20 protein-coding genes are annotated in these 18,877 nt (G+C 63.5%); 4 read left to right on the top strand and 16 right to left on the bottom strand.

Translation table 11 applies throughout. From position 1 onward, the window contains the following. Window positions 1–116: 116 nt before the first annotated feature. Window positions 117–1,427 carry an AI-2E family transporter gene (locus QF047_RS07050; RefSeq protein WP_373427017.1) on the top strand — a complete coding sequence of 437 codons (1,311 nt, stop codon included), beginning with the start codon at window positions 117–119 and terminating at the stop codon, window positions 1,425–1,427. Window positions 1,428–1,472: 45 nt separating this feature from the next. Here QF047_RS07050 and QF047_RS07045 read toward each other — a convergent pair whose 3' ends face one another. Continuing rightward, window positions 1,473–2,267, bottom strand: coding sequence for an alpha/beta hydrolase (locus tag QF047_RS07045; RefSeq protein WP_307275120.1), 795 nt, complete (start codon window positions 2,265–2,267; stop codon window positions 1,473–1,475). 44 nt (window positions 2,268–2,311) lie between these two features. Then, window positions 2,312–2,665 (bottom strand): ATP/GTP-binding protein, encoded by a 354-nt coding sequence (locus QF047_RS07040; protein ID WP_307275119.1) that lies wholly within the window; start codon window positions 2,663–2,665, stop codon window positions 2,312–2,314. A 105-nt stretch (window positions 2,666–2,770) separates the two neighbouring features. On the opposite strand from QF047_RS07040, the gene nucS reads away from it, so the two are divergent. Together nucS and QF047_RS07030 are read left to right on the top strand one after the other, a co-directional pair. Continuing rightward, complete coding sequence (gene nucS, locus QF047_RS07035; RefSeq protein WP_306634290.1) at window positions 2,771–3,466, top strand: endonuclease NucS; 696 nt, start codon at window positions 2,771–2,773, stop codon at window positions 3,464–3,466. 324 nt (window positions 3,467–3,790) lie between these two features. Beyond that, a complete protein-coding gene (locus tag QF047_RS07030) occupies window positions 3,791–3,994 on the top strand; it encodes a cold-shock protein (RefSeq protein WP_011692441.1) in 204 nt (67 codons plus the stop codon). Window positions 3,995–4,234: 240 nt separating this feature from the next. Here QF047_RS07030 and QF047_RS07025 read toward each other — a convergent pair whose 3' ends face one another. From QF047_RS07025 to QF047_RS06960, 14 genes are all read right to left on the bottom strand, one after another. Further along, complete coding sequence (locus QF047_RS07025) at window positions 4,235–6,790, bottom strand: bifunctional lysylphosphatidylglycerol flippase/synthetase MprF (RefSeq protein ID WP_307275116.1); 2,556 nt, start codon at window positions 6,788–6,790, stop codon at window positions 4,235–4,237. Continuing rightward, a complete protein-coding gene (locus QF047_RS07020) occupies window positions 6,787–8,097 on the bottom strand; it encodes an alpha/beta hydrolase family protein (protein ID WP_307275114.1) in 1,311 nt (436 codons plus the stop codon). The genes QF047_RS07025 and QF047_RS07020 overlap by 4 nt, the downstream gene beginning before the upstream one ends. 5 nt (window positions 8,098–8,102) lie before the next feature. Continuing rightward, entirely contained in the window at window positions 8,103–8,534 is a 432-nt protein-coding gene (locus QF047_RS07015) for a DUF2550 domain-containing protein (RefSeq protein WP_050054635.1), read from the bottom strand. Between the two features lie 10 nt (window positions 8,535–8,544). Then, window positions 8,545–8,829 carry a F0F1 ATP synthase subunit epsilon gene (locus QF047_RS07010; protein WP_018760117.1) on the bottom strand — a complete coding sequence of 95 codons (285 nt, stop codon included), beginning with the start codon at window positions 8,827–8,829 and terminating at the stop codon, window positions 8,545–8,547. Window position 8,830: 1 nt separating this feature from the next. Further along, window positions 8,831–10,285: a F0F1 ATP synthase subunit beta gene (gene atpD / locus QF047_RS07005; RefSeq protein WP_306634296.1), complete on the bottom strand. Its 1,455-nt coding sequence runs from the start codon at window positions 10,283–10,285 to the stop codon at window positions 8,831–8,833. 80 nt (window positions 10,286–10,365) lie between these two features. After that, a complete protein-coding gene (locus QF047_RS07000) occupies window positions 10,366–11,256 on the bottom strand; it encodes a F0F1 ATP synthase subunit gamma (RefSeq protein ID WP_306634298.1) in 891 nt (296 codons plus the stop codon). 73 nt (window positions 11,257–11,329) lie between these two features. Further along, window positions 11,330–12,967 (bottom strand): F0F1 ATP synthase subunit alpha, encoded by a 1,638-nt coding sequence (atpA, locus tag QF047_RS06995; RefSeq protein WP_306639098.1) that lies wholly within the window; start codon window positions 12,965–12,967, stop codon window positions 11,330–11,332. Between the two features lie 82 nt (window positions 12,968–13,049). Next, entirely contained in the window at window positions 13,050–13,877 is an 828-nt protein-coding gene (locus tag QF047_RS06990; protein ID WP_306634300.1) for a F0F1 ATP synthase subunit delta, read from the bottom strand. After that, the gene (locus QF047_RS06985) at window positions 13,877–14,428 is read right to left on the bottom strand and encodes a F0F1 ATP synthase subunit B (RefSeq protein WP_142037923.1); all 552 of its coding nucleotides are present in this window, start codon (window positions 14,426–14,428) and stop codon (window positions 13,877–13,879) included. The genes QF047_RS06990 and QF047_RS06985 overlap by 1 nt, the downstream gene beginning before the upstream one ends. A 52-nt stretch (window positions 14,429–14,480) precedes the next feature. Then, a complete protein-coding gene (gene atpE / locus QF047_RS06980) occupies window positions 14,481–14,684 on the bottom strand; it encodes an ATP synthase F0 subunit C (protein WP_009356484.1) in 204 nt (67 codons plus the stop codon). Between the two features lie 81 nt (window positions 14,685–14,765). Further along, window positions 14,766–15,566 carry a F0F1 ATP synthase subunit A gene (gene atpB / locus QF047_RS06975; protein ID WP_307275109.1) on the bottom strand — a complete coding sequence of 267 codons (801 nt, stop codon included), beginning with the start codon at window positions 15,564–15,566 and terminating at the stop codon, window positions 14,766–14,768. An 81-nt stretch (window positions 15,567–15,647) separates the two neighbouring features. Then, complete coding sequence (locus QF047_RS06970) at window positions 15,648–15,986, bottom strand: hypothetical protein (RefSeq protein ID WP_307275107.1); 339 nt, start codon at window positions 15,984–15,986, stop codon at window positions 15,648–15,650. Continuing rightward, window positions 15,979–16,461: a hypothetical protein gene (locus QF047_RS06965; protein ID WP_306634306.1), complete on the bottom strand. Its 483-nt coding sequence runs from the start codon at window positions 16,459–16,461 to the stop codon at window positions 15,979–15,981. Before QF047_RS06965 ends, QF047_RS06970 begins: the two co-directional genes overlap by 8 nt. A gap of 110 nt (window positions 16,462–16,571) precedes the next feature. Further along, window positions 16,572–17,684: an MraY family glycosyltransferase gene (locus tag QF047_RS06960; protein WP_307275104.1), complete on the bottom strand. Its 1,113-nt coding sequence runs from the start codon at window positions 17,682–17,684 to the stop codon at window positions 16,572–16,574. Window positions 17,685–17,970: 286 nt separating this feature from the next. On the opposite strand from QF047_RS06960, the gene QF047_RS06955 reads away from it, so the two are divergent. After that, on the top strand, window positions 17,971–18,867 hold the full coding sequence (locus QF047_RS06955) for a glycosyltransferase (RefSeq protein WP_307275103.1): 897 nt from the start codon (window positions 17,971–17,973) through the stop codon (window positions 18,865–18,867). The last annotated feature ends 10 nt before the right edge of the window (window positions 18,868–18,877 follow it).

Genomic DNA, 18,877 nt, shown 5'->3' with positions numbered 1-18,877 from the left:
CGGCTCCTGAACACGGCCCCTCCGCGGGTGTTGACAAGGCTGCTGATAGTGTTTGCGATGATCATCACACCGGCCCGCAGCAGCGGCGCCACGCACCGAACAGGCCCCACATCCCAGTGACTGACAAGACGGACGAGTCCTCCGCGGCATTCGAGAATCCGGAAGGTGCAGAGCCTTCGGCGAAGGCGGCCCAGGACCCTGCGCCGGCGCACCGGCGGGGGTCGGCCGCGGCTGCCCTCGGACTGGTGGTCCGCCGCCTTCGCCAGCCGCTGCCCGGGGCCCAGCCGAGGCTCCGGTTCGAAATGCCGCCGGAGTACTCCCAGCACGAGGAATCCACCGAGGATCCCGACGGCGTGAGCCGCCCCCAGTTCGGTGACCCGGGCCCCCGGATGTCCCCGCAGCATCCGCTCTATCTGGGATTTATGGGCACCGTCGGCGTGGGTGTGGCACTGCTCGTCTATTGGATCGGGTCCCACACCACGCAGCTGCTTCTGTGGATCGTCGCCGCGCTCTTCATCGCCCTGGGCCTTGAGCCGGTGGTCGGGTGGCTCGAAAGCCGCCGGATTCCACGCCCGGCCGGCATCCTGGTGTCCGTCAGCGTGCTGGTGGCTGCCGTCGTCGGCTTTTTTGCCACCCTGATCCCCACCATCGTGGAACAGGTCAGCGAGATCGTGGAGCAGGCGCCGGTCTGGGTCAGGGACTTTATGAACTCGGACCTGTTCCGCACCCTCGATGACCAGTTCGGGGTCCGCGACCGGATCGCCGAAGAAGTCAACAAGTTCGTGAATGACCCCGAAGCCATGGGCGGGATCGCGGGCGGCGTGGTGGGATTCGGGTCCACGGTGGCCAACGGGTTGTTCGGGGCCCTGATCGTCCTGGTGCTCAGCCTGTATTTCCTGGCCGCGCTGCCGGCGATGAAGAAGTGGGGCTACCGGCTGGCTCCGCGCTCCCGCCGCCACCGGGTGGAGGCACTGTCCGAGGAAATCACCAAATCGGTGGGCAACTACGTCATCGGACAGGCCTGCGTGGCCCTCCTGAATGCGACGTTCGCCTTTATCGTGATGTCCGTCGTGGGGGTCCCGTTCGCCCTGCTGCTGGCGTTTGTGGTGGCACTGCTTGCCTTTATCCCGCTGGTGGGGGGCATGATCGCCGGCGTGGTGGTAATCCTCATTGCCCTCACGGTGGGCTGGCAGACCGCTGCGGTTTACGGCATCTGCTACTTCGCGTACCTGCAGTTCGAGGCGTATTTCATCTCGCCGCGCATCATGCAGAAGGCCGTGGCCGTACCCGGAGCGGTGGCTGTCATCTCGGTCATCGCAGGCGGCAGCCTGCTCGGTGTCCTGGGCGCACTGATCGCTATTCCCACCGCGGCCGCCATCCTGCTGCTGATCAAGGAAATCTATATCGTACGCCAGGACAAGCACTAAACCCCGGGGCTCCGGGGCCGGGCGCGCTGTGCCTTAGCCCGGCCGCTAGGCCGGCGCGCTGGCCACCGGCCCTTCCCATTCATGGGGAAGGCTGGTTCCCCCGGCGCCGGTGACCTCATGCACAATCTCGTTCAGGACCCGGCCGGCGTACTTCTCCCCCACCCACAGGTGCTTGGCACCCTTGACGCCCACCACGCGGGCCTGCGGCACCAGGCTGAAGCGCTCAGCCGCGGCGTCGGGCTGCAGGTAGTCATCGTGTTCGGGCACCAGCACCGTAAGCGGCTTGCCGGACTGCGCCCACTGCTGGAGGTGGGAGTCCTTGGCCCGGTGCAGCGGCGGCGAAAGCAGGATGGCGCCCTCGATTTCCGAGGCCACGGGGTCAACGGCCCCGTACATCAGGGCAAGCTCGGTGCCGAAGGACCAACCCACCAGCCACCGGTTGGGCAGGCCGCGTTCGACGGCGAAGCGTACAGCCGCCTCCACATCATGCTGCTCCCCGATGCCCTCTTCAAAGGCCCCGGTGCTCGTGCCACGAGGGGATTCGGTGCCGCGCGTGTTGAACCGGAGCACCGCGATGCCGGCCAGGGCCGGCAGCCGGTAGGACGCCTTGCGGTAAACATGCGAATCCATAAAACCGCCGTGGGTAGGCAGCGGATGCAGGGTAATCAGGGTGGCGTTCACCGGTCCGGATTCCGGGAGCGCCAGTTCGCCCACCAGGGTATGCCCGTCCGCCGTCTTCAACTCCACGTTTTCCCGCCTGGCCGGCAGGACTGTGGAGGCACGGATGGGAGTGGGCCCAGTGGACTGGCTGAATTCGAACGACGCCGGATCAAAAGTCATGCCTGCCAGCTTAGCGACAGCAGGACTGCTGCCGCCCGCGGGACTTAACGGTAGCGGTAACTGCGTGACATCCAGCAGTTGGTGTGCCAGTGCCGCCGTTCCGCCAGGCCGGCTGCCGTACCGAAGAGATGGTCATCCTTCCACACCACCAGATGGGCGACTCCTGGCAATACGGCAGTGGAGCACTCGGGGCAGATGTAGGTCTTCTCGGCGTTTTTGGCGGTCATGGTGCGGACCATCCATTCGCCGTCGGGCGCACTTTCACGCCGGGCGATGCCGGCCCGGGCCCGTTCCAGGTCAAGCTCCGGAACGCCCCCGCTCCCCTTTTTTCCGGCCGCCCGGCCGGAAGAGGCGCCCTTGCCCGAGACAGGACGGCGGGGACGGTTGGAACGCGGCATGCCTCCATTCTGCCCCAACCGCCCACCCCGGGAGTCCTGACGGCACTGCCGGCAGGACCGTCGCCGGGACCAGCCGGGGTGGCTGCACGCGGTAGTCTGTACGGCGTGCGACTTGTGATAGCCCGATGCTCCGTTGATTACGTTGGCCGGCTCAAAGCCCATCTTCCACTTGCCACCCGGCTCCTGCTGGTCAAGGCCGACGGCTCGGTCCTGGTCCATTCGGACGGCGGCTCCTACAAACCCCTGAACTGGATGAGTCCGCCGGCCACCTTGCGCGTCTCGTCCCCCGAGGATGTGGACCTTGAACTCGGAGTTGTTGAGCAGTGGACCGTGCAGTCTGCGAAGACAGATGACCGCCTCATCATCAACATCCACGAGAAACTCAGCGAGTCATCGCACGACCTGGGCGTGGACCCGGGCCTCATCAAGGACGGTGTGGAGGCGGACCTGCAGCGGCTCCTGGCGGAGCAGATTGAAACGCTGGGCGAAGGCTATTCCCTGATCCGCCGTGAGTATTTCACGGCGATCGGGCCGGTGGATATCCTGGCCAGGGATAAGGACGGGGCCACAGTGGCCATCGAACTCAAGCGGCGCGGCGACATTGACGGCGTGGAGCAGCTCACACGGTACCTTGAACTGCTGAACCGCGATCCCCTGCTGGCGCCGGTCCGCGGGATCTTCGCTGCCCAGCAGATCAAGCCCCAGGCGAAGGTCCTGGCGAGGGACCGCGGAATTGATTGCGTCACCCTTGATTACGACGCTATGCGTGGTGTGGACGACATTGAGTCCCGGCTTTTCTGACGCTGCCTTTAGCAGGACGCAGGTAATCAGCACACTGCCCTTCCTGGGGCGCTGAATTCCTTCCACCAACGACATTTAGCCGCCTCTTTACCCAAAATTTATGCGTTTAGTTGCCCAAACCGTTGACCTTCGCGTACCAGCGTGAAATTCTTATCTCAGTCTTTGTGTAGGTGTTTTTCATGCTCGCAAGACATGTTGCGAGCGCGAAGCTCCTGCAGCGCCGGTCCCTTTAGCGGACGGGCAATCCAGGATTCTTCTCGCGGAGTGACCAAGGCCGGCACGAAGTGTGCCGTTCTTAAAAAGTTCCACAATGAGGAGAAATAAATGGCACAGGGAACCGTCAAGTGGTTCAACGCTGAAAAAGGCTTCGGCTTCATTACCCCGGATGACTCCGACGGTGATGTCTTCGTTCACTACTCCGAGATCCAGACCGGCGGCTTCAAGACCCTCGACGAGAACCAGCGCGTTCAGTTCGAGATCGGCCAGGGCGCCAAGGGTCCCCAGGCTACCGGCGTCACGCTGGTTTAGTCCCCGCCTGAAGGCCGCTTAATGCGGCCGTCAGCGAAACAATGGTCCCCGGCAATTATGCCGGGGACCATTGTTGTTAACAGTTATAGTGCGTCAAATTACGCCGTATCTTGAGGGTCCGGCCCAACTCTTTTGGCTGCTAACGGGAAACGCGCCATCACCTTTCGCACCAAATCCGGTAACGCTCCATCACTTTCCCATCAAATCGTGCACGTGATTGTCCGGCCTGACCCGGCGGGTTCAGTTCACCAGTTTGCGGACCAGCCGGGCGCCCTGCGGGAGGGAAAGCCCGGGCAGGTATGCCCTTGTCAATGCACGGCCAATGGCGGGCAGGTACAAGGGGTCCTGATAATACAGGTAAAGGGCACGGTACTCGGGTTTGAACCGTGACTTGAATGCGGCCAGTGAACGGAACCCGTAGACCGGTTCCAGGGCGTGCCCCACCAGGTCGAGGATCCGGACCAGGTTATCCGCCTGGTCCCCGCCGCCGGAACCGGTTCCAGGCCCGGTCCCGGAGCCGGGCAGGCTGGCCAGCGGGGAACCTGAGAGGGAGATGACCTCGACGGAGCCGCGCAGCTCAAGGACCGCGGAGGCGATGAGGAATTCCATCACGCCGGGAAAAGCGTCGGCGCCCCGGCGCATTACGTCCAGAGTCCTGCTGACCAGCCGCCCGTCGTCGTATACCGGCAGCCAGCTGGTCACTCCATGGACGGTGCCGTTGCCATCCACGGCGAGGCAGCAGAGCACTTCCGGGTCGTCGAGCTCGTCTATACCGCCCAGCGTAAAGCCCATCTCCGGGACGGTTTTTCCGGCAGCCCATTCCTCGGACACTTCGCTCAGCTTTAAACGCAGTGCCGCCGGCAGGGAAGCGTAGGTTCCCCAGACCGCTTCGACCCCCAGCTTTGCCGCCCGGTTCAGGGCTGTCCGGACGTTCTGCCATTCCTTGCCCTTGAACTCGAGTTCGCGGATGGCCAGGCGCGTCTCCTGCGCCACGGCAACCCGGGAAAACCCGCGATCCTGCAGCATGGGCCAGAGCGTATCGTCACAGGAGTAGAGCGCGGGGATCAGGGCCTGCCCGCTGCAGTATGCCAGGAACGCCTCCGTCACGTGCCCCTGGCCATCTGCCGGACCAATGGCACCGCCCAGCGTCAGCGCCACGCTGCCGTGCCGTTGGAAAGCCATGGCGCCGCGTCCGTCAGGACTGAACCAGTAGCTGTTGGGTTCCCACAGCGCCATCCAGGAGATCGGCCCGCCGCCCTGGTGAAGCAGTTGGCGTACTTTAATTCGGTCCTGCCGGCCGGAATCGCTGCCGTGGTGCCGGCCCAGCAGCACCCACCATACGGCCACCAGGGCAATCACCCAGAACACGGGGCCGGAGTAGGCGAACAGGACGGCTTCCACGCTGTTCCGGTCGGCAAAAACGCGGTGGTAGTGCTGCGGGATGGGCACCGGGACGTACTGCCGGGCCAGCTCGGCAAAAAGTCCCAGCAGGCCGCCGTCGCGCGTCAGTCCCCCGGCCCACAACCAGGCGAGGGCGTAGGCAGCGGCCAGGACCAGCCACGACCCTCCCACCACGAGTGCCAACATCCGCCGGGCTGCGGGCACCGTCTGGACGCGGAACTGCCGACGGTTCAGCCAGAGGAGCACCGCCAACAGCAGGGGTACGCATACCAGGGGAAGAACGTGGGCGAAGGCGGAGCCCATGGGTGGCGCGGACGGGCCGCGCGGCCGGGACGGAACCAGGGCGAACAGGGCCAGGTACACGGCAGCCAGGGCGGTTACGGCGAGCTGGATGGCGATGGCGATGTTCAAGGCAAGGCGGCGGCCGCGGCGCATCCCGTCAGCGCAGATCAGCAGCAGGACCACCGGGACCACCGCAAGCGCCAGGCCGAAGGGGCCGGCAAAACCTGCCCGTCCGGCTTCCAGGCAGGAAGCCTCCACCGTGGTTCCGCAGTTGACCGCCAACTGGCTGAGGGTGGGCATCGGATTCAGGACCACGTCCCGCAGGAGCGCCAGCGGACCGGTGGGCGCCCGCGCGATGCCCGTGAGGATCGGTCCGACCGCAAATACGGCAACCGTCAGGGCGAGGAGGTTCCGGGCCTCACGCCCGGTGGAACGGTGCCGGTGCAAGTGGCCCTGGTCTCCCTGGACCCACCAGCCGGCCAGAAGTCCCAGGACGGCGCCGATCAGGCCAATCACCGTTTCGGCGTGCCCGATATACAGGACCAGGAGGAGCGAAATGGAGAGCACGCCCGTCCGCAGCCTGCGCTGCCAGAGGACCGGCAGCCTGCCGGTGGCGGCAAGGCCTGCCGCCAGGACCGCCGGGTAGGGGCCGATCAGGATGTCGTCGGCCATCCGGTCGAGCCATCCGTCACCCACATAGCCCGCCAATTGGGTGATGAGCAGGAAAACCGTGACGGCGCCGAATTGGCCGCCGAGGAAAAGCGCCACGGCGGCAGCTGTTCCCAGCCTCCGCTCCGCCAGGCCCAGCAGCACCAGGATCATCAGGGATGCGGAGACATACGCCAACGGGTTGGTGGCGAAGAAGAGGCTGGTAAAGAGGGACCACCAGTTGCCGGCACGCAGGCCCGGCCCGCTGACTCCAGCCCCGTCCAGCAACTGCTCAGGCGGTCCTGCAAGGTAGCTGCCCGTCACGGCCCCGGCGGCCAGGAACACCGCGAGGACCGCCACGGAGAACGGCATCGACTTGAGTCCTGCGATGGTCCGGTCCCGGGCGGGGCGTAACACCGTTGTCCAGGCCAAAGAGGCGGTGCGTATCTGCTGTCCGGAAGTCATTGGCCGAGCCCCCATCTGTCGGAAAGGAACTGCAGGGCATCGGCAATCCGTTTGGAGGACGTGTCCCAGGAATGGCCGGTATGTTCCACTTCATGGGCGCGGACGTCGAAGCCGGCGTCCCGGGCGGCAGCTGCGAGGGTGTTCAGGTAGGCCACGAATTCCGGGTCGTTCTGTCCGGCGGTCAGGTACATGCCGCTGGACTCGAAGCGCCGCTCTTTCATGATGGCCAGCGGGGTCTGCCGGTCGAATTCTTCGGGCTCCTCCGGGAAGGCGGCATCAATGGTCTTTTGCCGTTCCTTGGCCAGGGCCGGCTCAACTTCCCCGGAGAACGAGAGGATGGACGGGAACAGATCCGGGTGCCGGGTTCCCATCTGCAGTGCGCAGGTGCCGCCGAAGGAAAATCCGCCAATGGCCCACTGGTGGTGGTTGGTGTCCACGGCAAGGGTGGAACTGATCCAGGCCGTTACATCGCGGGAAAGATAGGTATCGGCCTGTGCTATCCGGCTGTCCATGCACAGGGTGTTGGCTGACTGCGAGCCGTTGGGATCGGGAATCACCACCACCGGTGCCAGGCCACCGTGGGCGGCCGCAAAGGAGTCCAGGTGGCCGTCAAGTGCTCCTCCGGTCAACCAGTCCGGGGGCCCGCCCGGCTGGCCGGCCACCAGGACCAGGACCGGAAGGGCAGGCCGGTTTTTGGCAAAGTAGGCAGGCGGCAGGTAGATGTATGCCTCGCGGGTGCTCATGCCGGAAGCGGTGCCGGGGATGGCAGCCTTGCGCAGGACTCCCCCTGCGGGAAGCTCACCCTGCGGTGCCCACCCGTGGAGCGGGACGCCGTCGGCCGCCCCTTGCTGGCGCATCAGGCCAGGTTCCAGGGTGGGGATCCGGGCCACGGCAGTGCCCAGGAGGTCGCTTACGGTGCGGTTCAGCCCGAAGTAGGCGTTGACCTGGACGGCGGACAGGGCTGCGACAACCAGCACCGCGGCCAGGCCGGTGGCCCGGCGGCGCCAATTGCTGCGGGGCAGCCGGAGCAGCAGCAGGATGAGGGCGGCCACTGCAGGCACCACCCAGAGCAGGACGGCGTCCGGGATGTTCTCCGGGAAAACGGAGAAGAGATTAATGAGCGCCCAGTGGACGGTCGCCACCAAGGCGAAGGCGGCGGCCACGGCGGCGATCACTTGAACGAACCAGCGCCGCCTGCCTGTCGGCGAAGGCGGTGCCAGCAGGAATGCGCCACCCGCCAGGCCCAGCACCAGGGATACCCAGTACACGGGGCCGTCAGTCAGCCGGACGTCGAAAACCCAGTCCACGTTGGCTAGCGCCAGGTGCCCACGCCGATAACCGGGCCGGCTTCCAGCCAGGAAGACAGCCCGGCGTAGGCGTCGAACTTCATGGCGAGACGGAGGTCTTGCCCCTCGTACCGCAGTTCAACAATGACGACGTCGGGCTGGACCTTCACTGCCTCGGCCTCGGTGGGCTTGCGGCGGCCCAGCAGTTCCAGTGAGTGGCGCTTGAATTTGTGCTTCGGCCGGACGCTTAACGAGAACAGGCGGAACCACTCAAGGTCGTTGTCCTGATAACGACAAACCCCCACCTGCCAGCTGTTTCCAGCCATGCAAATGGAGGCGTCCACCGTGCCGAGGGCGCGCCGCAGGTTGAAGCGGCGCACCCCCGAAAGGCACAGTGCAAATACCAGCAATCCAAACGTGATTGCCATGGCGATGAACGGAAGACTCGGTGCGTCCATCAAGGTGGTGCTAGCGGATCCCAGCGGTAGCCGAGCCGCCCAGTTGGGCGTTGTCAGCAACAATAACCACGCGGTTGTTGTCCACGGAGAAGAAACCGCCGTCAACATCTACCGCGATACGGTCCCCGGACACCGGCTGGATAGCCAGTTCACCCTCGGCCAGGATCGCCAGCAGGGGCGAGTGGCCGGGCAGGATTCCGATTTCACCATCGCTGGTGCGGGCCTTGACCATCTTGGCCGCTCCGGACCACACGAAGTGGTCCGCTGCGACAATCTCAACCTCAAGCTCAGCCATATTACTTGGTCTGTTCCTGGATCTTGGCCCACTGGCGCTCAACGTCATCGAGGCCGCCGACGTTGAAGAACGCCTGCTCCGCGATGTGGTCCAGCTCGCCGTCGCAGATGGCAGTGAAGCCTTCAACGGTGTCCTTGATGGAAACCGTGGAGCCCTCGACGCCGGTGAACTGCTTGGCGGTGTAGGTGTTCTGCGAGAGGAACTGCTGGATGCGGCGTGCACGCGACACGACGATCTTGTCCTCTTCGGAGAGTTCGTCAACACCGAGGATGGCGATGATGTCCTGGAGTTCCTTGTTCTTCTGCAGGATCTGCTTCACACGGACAGCCGTGGTGTAGTGGTCCTTGCCGATGTACTGGGGGTCCAGGATACGGGAGGTCGACGTCAGCGGGTCAACAGCGGGGTACAGACCGCGGGAGGCGATTTCACGGGAAAGTTCCGTGGTCGCATCCAGGTGTGCAAAGGTGGTGGCCGGCGCCGGGTCGGTGTAGTCATCTGCGGGAACGTAGATGGCCTGCATCGAGGTGATGGAGTGGCCCTTGGTGGACGTAATGCGCTCCTGCAGGAGGCCCATCTCGTCAGCCAGGTTGGGCTGGTAGCCCACAGCCGAAGGCATGCGGCCGAGGAGGGTGGAAACCTCGGAACCTGCCTGGGTGAAGCGGAAGATGTTGTCGATGAAGAGCAGCACGTCCTGGTTCTGCACATCGCGGAAGTATTCCGCCATGGTCAGCGCGGACAGGGCCACGCGCAGACGCGTTCCCGGCGGCTCGTCCATCTGGCCGAAGACAAGGGCGGTGTCCTTGAGGACGCCTGCCTCTTCCATTTCAACCCAGAGGTCGTTACCTTCACGGGTACGCTCACCCACACCGGCGAATACCGAGGTACCACCGAAGTTGCGGGCAACACGGGTGATCATTTCCTGGATCAGGACGGTCTTGCCCACGCCGGCGCCGCCGAACAGGCCGATCTTTCCACCCTTGATGTAAGGGGTGAGGAGGTCGATGACCTTGATGCCGGTTTCGAGCATCTCGGTGGAGCCTTCGAGCGAGGCGAAGCTCGGTGCCTTGCGGTGGATGGGCCAGCGTTCGCTGATCTCCAGCTCCGACTCGGCAACGTCCAGGGGCTGGCCCAGGACGTTGAAGATGTGGCCCTTGACGCCGTCGCCGACCGGCACGGAGATGGGGGCACCGCTGTCCACTACGGACGTGCCGCGGACGAGTCCGTCGGTGGCCTGCAGGGAGATGGCGCGGACGAGGTTGTCACCCAGGTGCTGGGAGGTCTCGAACGTGATGGTCTTGGTCTCACCGTTGAGAGTGATCTCGGTGGTGAGTGCGTTGTAGATGGACGGGATTGCGTCAGCCGGGAATTCGACGTCGACAACCGGGCCGATTACGCGCGCAATGCGGCCGGTGGCACCGGACGTTGCGGCTACGTGTTCGGTAGCAGTGGCAGTCATCTCTCTCACTTCACTCAGTAGATGGCGTGGGTTTAAGTTTATCTGGGTGGTGCAGGTCCAGCGGAACCGGGTGCTGCAGGCTAGGACGCGAGGGCGTCGGCGCCGGCAACAATCTCGGAAAGCTCCTGCGTAATTTCAGCCTGGCGGGCCGTGTTGCGCAGACGCGTGTACTTCTTGATGAGGTCCGTGGCGTTGTCGCCCGCGGACTTCATGGCCCGCTGGCGTGCAGCAAGCTCGGAAGCTGCTGCCTGCAGCATGGCCGCGAAGATGCGTGACTCGATGTAGCGCGGCAGCAGGGCGTCAAGAACACGCTCAGTTTCCGGCTCAAACTCGTACAGCGGCAACAGGTCCGATTCAGAAGCGGCCTGCTCTTCCACTACTTCCAGCGGAAGCAGGCGGATGACCGTAGGCTCCTGGGTGACCATGGACTTGAAGCGGGTGTACACCACGTGGATTTCGTCCACGCCGCCCTCTTCATAGTCGTTGGCGAATTCCGTGAGCAGCGCCGCGCCGATTTCACGGGCAGTGCCGAACTCCGGTGCGTCGGTGCCTCCGGTCCAGACCCGTGCGTATTCGCGGCCCCGGAAGTCGAAGTAGGCCTGCGCCTTGCGGCCGACGAGGTACGTCTTGACTTCCTTGCCTTCAGCGTGGAGCAGCTCGTTGAGACCTTCCGCCTGCTTGAGCACACTTGCCGAGTAGGATCCTGCCAGGCCGCGGTCCGAGGTGATTACCAGGACGGCGGCACGGCGGATCTGCTCCGGCTCAGTGGTCAGCGGGTGATCGATTTCGCTTTGGCTGGCGACAGCAGAAACGGCGCGCGTGATCGCGTTCGCGTAAGGCAGTGAAGCTGCTACGCGCGCACGGGCCTTGCCGATGCGCGAGGTAGCGATCAGTTCCATCGCCTTGAAGATCTTGCGCATCGACGTGGTCGAGCTGATCTTCTGGCGGTAGACCCGAATCTGGGCTCCCATACTTATCCTTTCCTAACATTCCCTAAACCGGGTGTGCCGGACCTTGGCGGCCCCGCACACCCGGTCAGTGGAATTAGCGCTTCTGCTTGACGATCTTTTCCTGGTCAACGTCGCCCTCGGAGATAGCGTCATGCTCCTCGTGGCCGGCGCCTACCAGGTGGTTGTCACCCTCGCCGAAAAAGCCCTTCTTGAAGGCCACGACGGCGGACTTCAGAGCTGCAGCGGTGTCATCGTCCAGCACGTTGGTCTGCGCCAGCGTGGTGAGGATGGAGGACTTGTGGGCCAGGTGCTCCAGGAACTCCGACTCGAAGCGGCTGACGTCCTCAACCGGAACGTCATCGAGGTAGCCGTTGGTGCCTGCCCAGATGGACACAACCTGGTTCTCCACCGGGAACGGCGAGTACTGGCCCTGCTTGAGCAGTTCCATCAGGCGTGCGCCACGGGTGAGCTGCTGGCGTGAAGCGGCATCCAGGTCCGAGGCGAACATGGCGAATGCCTGCATGTCCCGGTACTGGGCGAGGTCCAGCTTCAACGTGCCGGAAACCTTCTTCATGGACTTCACCTGGGCGGCACCGCCCACGCGGGACACCGACACACCAACGTCAACAGCAGGACGCTGGTTGGCGTTGAAGAGGTCCGACTGGAGGAAGATCTGGCCGTCGGTGATGGAGATCACGTTGGTGGGGATGTAGGCCGAAACGTCGTTGGCCTTCGTTTCGATCAGCGGCAGGCCGGTCATGGAACCTGCGCCCAGCTCGTCGGAGAGCTTTGCACAACGTTCCAGCAGGCGGGAGTGCAAGTAGAAGACGTCGCCGGGGTAGGCTTCGCGTCCCGGCGGGCGGCGGAGCAGCAGCGACACTGCACGGTAGGCCTCTGCCTGCTTGGAGAGGTCATCAAACACGATGAGGACGTGCTTGCCGCCGTACATCCAGTGCTGGCCGATGGCCGAACCGGCGTACGGTGCGAGGTACTTGAAGCCCGCGGGGTCCGAGGCGGGGGACGCCACGATGGTGGTGTACTCCAGCGCGCCGTTGTCCTCGAGGGTCTGGCGGATGGCGGCAATGGTTGACGCCTTCTGGCCGATTGCCACGTAGATGCAGCGGACCTGCTTGGTCACATCGCCTGAAGCCCAGTTGGCCTTCTGGTTGATGATGGTGTCGATCGCGATCGCGGACTTGCCGGTCTGGCGGTCGCCAATGATCAGCTGACGCTGGCCGCGGCCGATCGGAATCATGGCGTCGATGGCCTTGAGTCCGGTCTGCATCGGCTCGTGCACCGACTTGCGCTGGGTCACGCCGGGAGCCTGGAGCTCCAGTGCGCGGGTGGTCTCGGCCTTGATCTCGCCAAGGTCGTCGATGGGCACGCCCAGCGGGTCGACAACGCGGCCGAGGAAGGCGTCGCCCACGGGTACGGACAGAACCTGTCCCGTGCGGTGGACTTCCTGGCCTTCTTCGATGCCGGTGAAGTCGCCGAGGACGATGACGCCGATTTCGCGGACGTCAAGGTTCTGGGCCAGGCCCAGGGTACCGTCCTCGAAGCGCAGCAGCTCGTTCGCCATGACCGAGGGAAGGCCCTCAACACGGGCGATGCCGTCACCAGCGGTGGTTACGCGGCCGACCTCTACGCGCTCTGCGTTTCCGGGTTCGTAGGACGCCGCGAACTCGTTCAGCGCATTACGGACGTCGTCGGCGTTGATGGTCAATTCGGCCATCTGCAGTCCCTGCTCTCCTGTTTTGTGATCATCGTTGTCCACGATGACCGGGGTTTCTATCAGTTGTGTTGTGCTTGTCCGGCTAGCCGGCCAGCTGGCGTTGCAGCTCACCCAGGCGGGTAACTACCGAAGCGTCAAGCACTTCGTCACCGACCTGGACGCGGATGCCGCCAATGAGTGCCGGGTCAACATTGACGTTGACCTTCAGTTCCCGCCCGTACAGCGCATTCAAGCCCGCCTGGAGGCGTGCAAACTGCGTTGATGTCAAAGGGCGGGTCACGCTGACCGTTGCAATCCAGCGCTGCTGCCGCTTGGCCGCCAGCTCGGCGAACCGTTCCACCAGCCGGGTGGGCTTGATGCCGCGGGGCTGGGTAACTGCCTGCGTGATGAGGACCTTTGCTTCCTCGCTCACTCCGGGCACCAGCCTCTCGGCGAGCGTGGCTTTGGCTGCGGCGCTGGCCTGTGGTTCGGACAGAGCACGTTGTACCTCGTGGTTGGAGGCAACGGCCTGGTTGAAGGAGAACAGATCGTTCTCCAGCTCTTCCAGGCCAGAGATTCCGGAGGCAGAAACGGCCGACTTGTTTTCGGCAACGGAAATGACCACCGTTGCGGCAAGAGTCTCGAGTGCATCGCCAATATCCCGGGCGTTTGCCCAGCGTGAGCCGGCCAGTCCGCCCGCGATCTCTGCAGCATCAGCGGAGACTTTTCCGCCAACCAGCTGCCTGACCAGCGCCGACTTTTCGTCACCATTACGGGACGGGTCAGTCAGGGCGCGGCGCAAGCCAGCCGAGCTGTCCACCATTCCCAGAATTCCGAAGAGTTCCTTTGCCAGCTGCAGCGACGCCGTCGGAAGTTTGGCTTCCAACGCGGCCAGGGCTGTTGCCAGCGATCCGCTCGATACGCCTGCCATTACTTAGCTGCACCTGCGCTCTGGGTCTCCAGATCTGCCAGGAAGCGGTCCACTACCCGTGCTGCACGCTCGTCGTCGTTCAGCGTTTCACCGACGATCCGGCCGGCAAGGGTGGTGGCCAGGGTGCCTACCTCCGAACGCAGGGACACAACGGCCGCCTGGCGCTCGGATTCGATCTGGGCATGGGCCTGGGCCGTGATTCGGGCAGACTCTGCAGCTGCCTTCTCCTTGAGATCCGCGAGGATCTGGGCACCTTCGGCGCGGGCTTCCTCACGGATGCGGTTGGCTTCGGCGCGGGCGTCGGTCAGCTGCTGCTTGTACTCTTCGAGTGCAGCAGACGCCTCAGCCTGGGCCTTTTCAGCCTTTGCAATGCCGCCTTCGATAGCCTCGGCACGCTCGGCGAAGGTCTTCTCGAACATCGGGACAACGAACTTGACCACGATGAACATCAGAATGGCGAAGCCCACCAGGGTAACGCCCATTTCCCAGAGGTTGGGAACCAGGGGGTTGACTTCGCCCTCAGTGGCGGCTGAGATGATCAGCTGATTCATATTTCACCCGTCCTTTTCTACTCGGTTCTGTAAGTTCGCTTCGCTCTAAGGACTAGAGAACGAAGGCGAAGACCAGGCCGAGGATGGCGAGGGCTTCGGTCAGCGCAAGGCCGAGGAATGCGATCGGCTGCAGGACACGCTGTGCTTCCGGCTGGCGGGCGACGCCGTTGATGTAGGCAGCGAATACGAGACCAACACCGATACCACCGCCGATTGCGGACAGACCGTAACCTACGAGGTTGAGATTGCCTTCCATTTTTCTTCCTTTCAAGATGCCACCCATGTGGCAGGTTGTTTGGGTTGCTATCATCCCCGCGAGGGGAAGCTTAAGGGGTGCCTAGTGGCTGTCGGCGTGAAGCGCGCCTTCGATGTAGATCGCGGTCAGCAGCGTGAATACGTAGGCCTGCAGGACCATGATCAGGGCTTCAAGCATGTACATGGCAATGGCCCCGGCGAGAACCAGGACGGAGGTTCCCTTGAGCAGGATGTTCTCCTGCGTGATGAGGTATTCGATGCCGGATCCGGCGATCATCACGATGAGGTGTCCTGCGAGCATGGTCGCGAACAGACGGAGGCTGTGCGTGACGGGCCGGACCAGGAAGTTGGAGATGATCTCGATCGGGATCACGATCGGAAGGATGAACCAGGGAACACCGGAGGGCACAGTGGCCAGCTTGAAGTAACGGAGTCCGTTCTTCTTGACGCCGATGATGATCCAGGTGAAGTAGACAATTCCAGCGAGCACATAGGCTCCGCCCACGTGTGAGAAGGTGGGAAGCTGGAATACCGGGATTGCACCGTAAATGTTGTTTACCAGGATGAAGAAGAACAAGCTGAACAGCAGCGGGACGTACTTGATGAAGTCCCTGCCGCCGATGATGTCCTTGGCGATTCCGTTGCGGACGAAGCCGTAGGCGGCTTCGCCGGCGAACTGGAGCTTGCCGGGTACCAGCTGCTGCTTGCGTGCGGCGAGCACGAAGAAGACGGCGATAAAGACGACAGAGAGGAGGACCAGCAGCATCTGCTTGGAGAATCCTTCTGCGGCACCCCACGGCAGGATTGCCGGCAAATGCATTTCGTTAATTCCAGGAGGAGTAAACTCTCCTGAATCTTGGGCCGGGAGCGCAAGCGCGATCAACGCGTTTCCTCTCTGCAGTGTCCATCATTGGGCGTCGGGCGGGAACCGGCAGCCTGACGGCCTGCTGGTCCCCCTGTGAAATTATTTGGCATTAGTGTTACCGTCCTGGGACGGTCCGCTGGCAGCATGGCGCTCCCCAGCAATTTTTCGAGAACTGGTCAGTCCATGCATGTGGGAAAGGTAAAAACCTCCGACGGCTCCAAGCAGAGCGCCTGCGAGCACAATCCAGCGCGTTCCCCACAGATAATCCAGTCCCCACCCTATCAAACTCCAGACGATGATTCCGCCAATGATGTAGCTGAATACGGCCATGCCGGCGTTGTATCCGCCGCTGGTTCCGTCGCCTGATACACCGGGGGCAGAACCCTTTGATCCGCTGTTGCCGCTCGTGCCTTCCGCGGGCTTCTGAGGATCACGCATCGGGGCTTTCCTTGGTTTCTGGATCGTTGTAGATCTGAAGGCGGGCTTTGCTGAAACCATGGATTTCTGCAGCCTGCCAGAGGACGACGGCGGTCACGGCGCCGGCAACGAACCAGCGGCCGTGCAGCCACGCCGGGGCACCGACCACAAACAGGACGGCGGCGAAGCCCACCACTTTGACAAAGTAGGTGGCCACGAACATACCGATGGCCCCGGAAGGATTGTTGCGTCCCATGAGATGGCCCACCAGGAGGCTGATGCCGAAGAACAGCATCACCAGCAGCCCACCAAAGGTACTGGACAATGCACCGGCCGGGCCTTCAAGGATTGCTGCGGGAATGGCGCACAGTACCAGCCCGGCCGCGGCCGCCGCCGAACTCCGTTTGAGGAGGTTCAGCCAGAGGGACGGTGTGGGACCGGATGCGCCAACTCTTCCGTTGCCGGACGCAGGTCCGGACTCGGCGTTGGAGGTCATTTGATCCCAATCGTCGGCGCCAAAGGCAGTTAGCCAAGCGGCAGGTATGGAAGGGCAGCTTTGGCTGCCCCTAAATTCTACATGAGATAGAAATGTTTCCGCGCCGGACGTTACGCCCGCGTCTCATCGCCGCGCCGGGCCAGGTAGGGCCACGCTGTGATGAGGCCCATCACCAGGGTTGCGAAGATGTCGATGGACAGCACGATTTGCCAGGGGAAGATGGCGAAGGCCAGTCCCCCGAAGGAAAGGATGGCTGTCCAGAGGTACATCAGGATTACGGCTGTGCGGTGCGAGTAGCCGATGTCCAGCAGCTTGTGGTGCAGGTGGCCCCGGTCTGCGGACCAGGGCGAACGGCCGCGGGCCGTGCGCCGGACCACTGCTAAACCAAGGTCCAGCAGCGGCAGGAAGAGGACGGCGAACGGAAGCAGGATGGGTATCACCGTGGAGATACCGTTGGCCCGGTCGTAGAGACCCGAGGTGATCTGGCCTGTGGACACCACGCCGGCTGAGGCCATGAGCAGGCCGATCAGCATTGCCCCGGAGTCACCCATAAAGATCTTGGACGGAAACCAGTTGTGGGGCAGGAAGCCAAGGCAGCTGCCCACCAGGACAGCGGTGATAAGGGTGGCGAGATCCGAGTAGTCCAGCAGCACCGCGTTGCGGTGGACCCAATACGCCGTGAAGAAGAAGGCCGTACCGCCGATGGTCGCCACTCCGGCCGCCAGCCCGTCCAGGCCATCAATGAAGTTAAAGGCGTTCATGGTGGTGACGATCAGACCGGCGGTCAGCACTACCCGGAGCGTCTCGTTTTCCAGGTAGATGGCCTCAGGAACCCACGGGACAATGGTCATCTGGACTCCCCAGATGGCCACTGTCAGTCCCGCCGCGCTTTGGCCAATCAGCTTTACCCACCAGCGGATGTCGAGCAGGTCATCAGCAACGCCCACCAGGACGATGACGGCCGCACCGGCGAGCACGCCCCAGGGCGAGAAGTTGTTGCGGTAGATGTCCCTAACAAAGAAGGACTGGCTGGCCACGATGAGCGCCACCAGGATTCCAAGGAAGATGGCCACACCCCCCAGCCGGGACACAGGAGTGGAATGCATGTCCCGGCTACGGATGGGCAGGTGCAGCTCGAGCCGGTGGCCGACGACCCGCGCACCCCAGGTTGCGAAATACGACACGACAGCAGCAGTCAGCCCCATCAGCAGGTACATGATCATGGGGCGACGGCCGTTTCAAGGGTGATATTGAAGCCGGACAACCGTGTTGGGGGATGGTCCGTGGTCGGTGGGCTCACTGACTGGGAATCTGTTCTTCGATAAATGAAACTTCTCCGTCGCCGAGCACGCAGCAGGCAGTACGTTTTTTGTCGTACGCAGTGCCTTACAGGGCTGTATTACAGTGGACTCTAGTCAAAGATACTAGCGCCAACAGCATCATGGCTTCGCGCCACACTGGCGCATCGCGAGCGGGGAAATCCCTGTCAGCCATGCTGAAAGGACCCCCATGACCCCCCGCATAGCAGTTGCCGCCGTGACATTCGACCGGCCGAAAGAACTGGCTGTCCTGCTCGATTCGATCAACAACCAGACGGCAGCGGTGGACACGATCTGCCTGGTGGACAGTGGCAAAACGCCGGCACTGGACGTGGCCGCGAAGCACCCGAACGTTGACTACGTCCGTTCCGAGGCAAACCTCGGCGGCGCGGGCGGCTTCTCCCTGGCTGCGCTGAAGGCGGTTGCCAGTGGCGCCAAATGGATCTGGATGATGGACGACGACGCCGAGCCGGCCGATCCTGAATGCCTCGCCACGCTGCTCCGGGAGGCTGAGGCACGCGACCTGGAGGCGGTGGTCCCCTTGGTCACAGCGCCCGGCCAGCCGGATCGGCTTTCCTTCTTTTTCCGCCTGGACGGCAGGGTCACGCATAGCCGTGCCGAGGTGGAGAAGATCGGTTTCCTGCCGGACGACGGACACTTCTTCAATGGCGCCCTGATCCGCTCTGACGTCTTCTTCAAGGTGGGCCTGCCGGACATGCGCCTGTTCATCCGCGGCGACGAGGTGGATTTCACCATCCGCCTCCGCAAGGCCGGCATCCGCTTCGGCACGGTGACCACAACCGCAATCACCCATCCGCACGCATTTTCCGAGACGCAGCACGTGTTCGGGGCCCGCTGGCACGTCATTGTTCCCGAGTCAGCCTTCAAGCGGTACTACTACTACCGGAACCGTGGTTACCTGATCCGACGCTATTTCCGCGTCCGGTCTTTTGTGGCCGACGTCGGCGGATACCTGGGCTATTTCGCGCAGCGCCGGGACCTGCCGGGATTCCTGGGCTGGGCCAGGTCTTTCACCACCGGCCTCCGCGGCAAAGGCTTCGCGCCGCTGGAGGACCAGAAGTTCTAGGCTGCAGCTT

It is taken from the genome of Arthrobacter sp. W4I7, assembly GCF_030816215.1.
GTDB classification, from domain to species: Bacteria; Actinomycetota; Actinomycetes; order Actinomycetales; family Micrococcaceae; genus Arthrobacter; species Arthrobacter siccitolerans_A.
The sequence above is the reverse complement of the archived record's forward strand: the minus strand, read 5'-3'. Positions and strand labels throughout refer to the sequence as shown.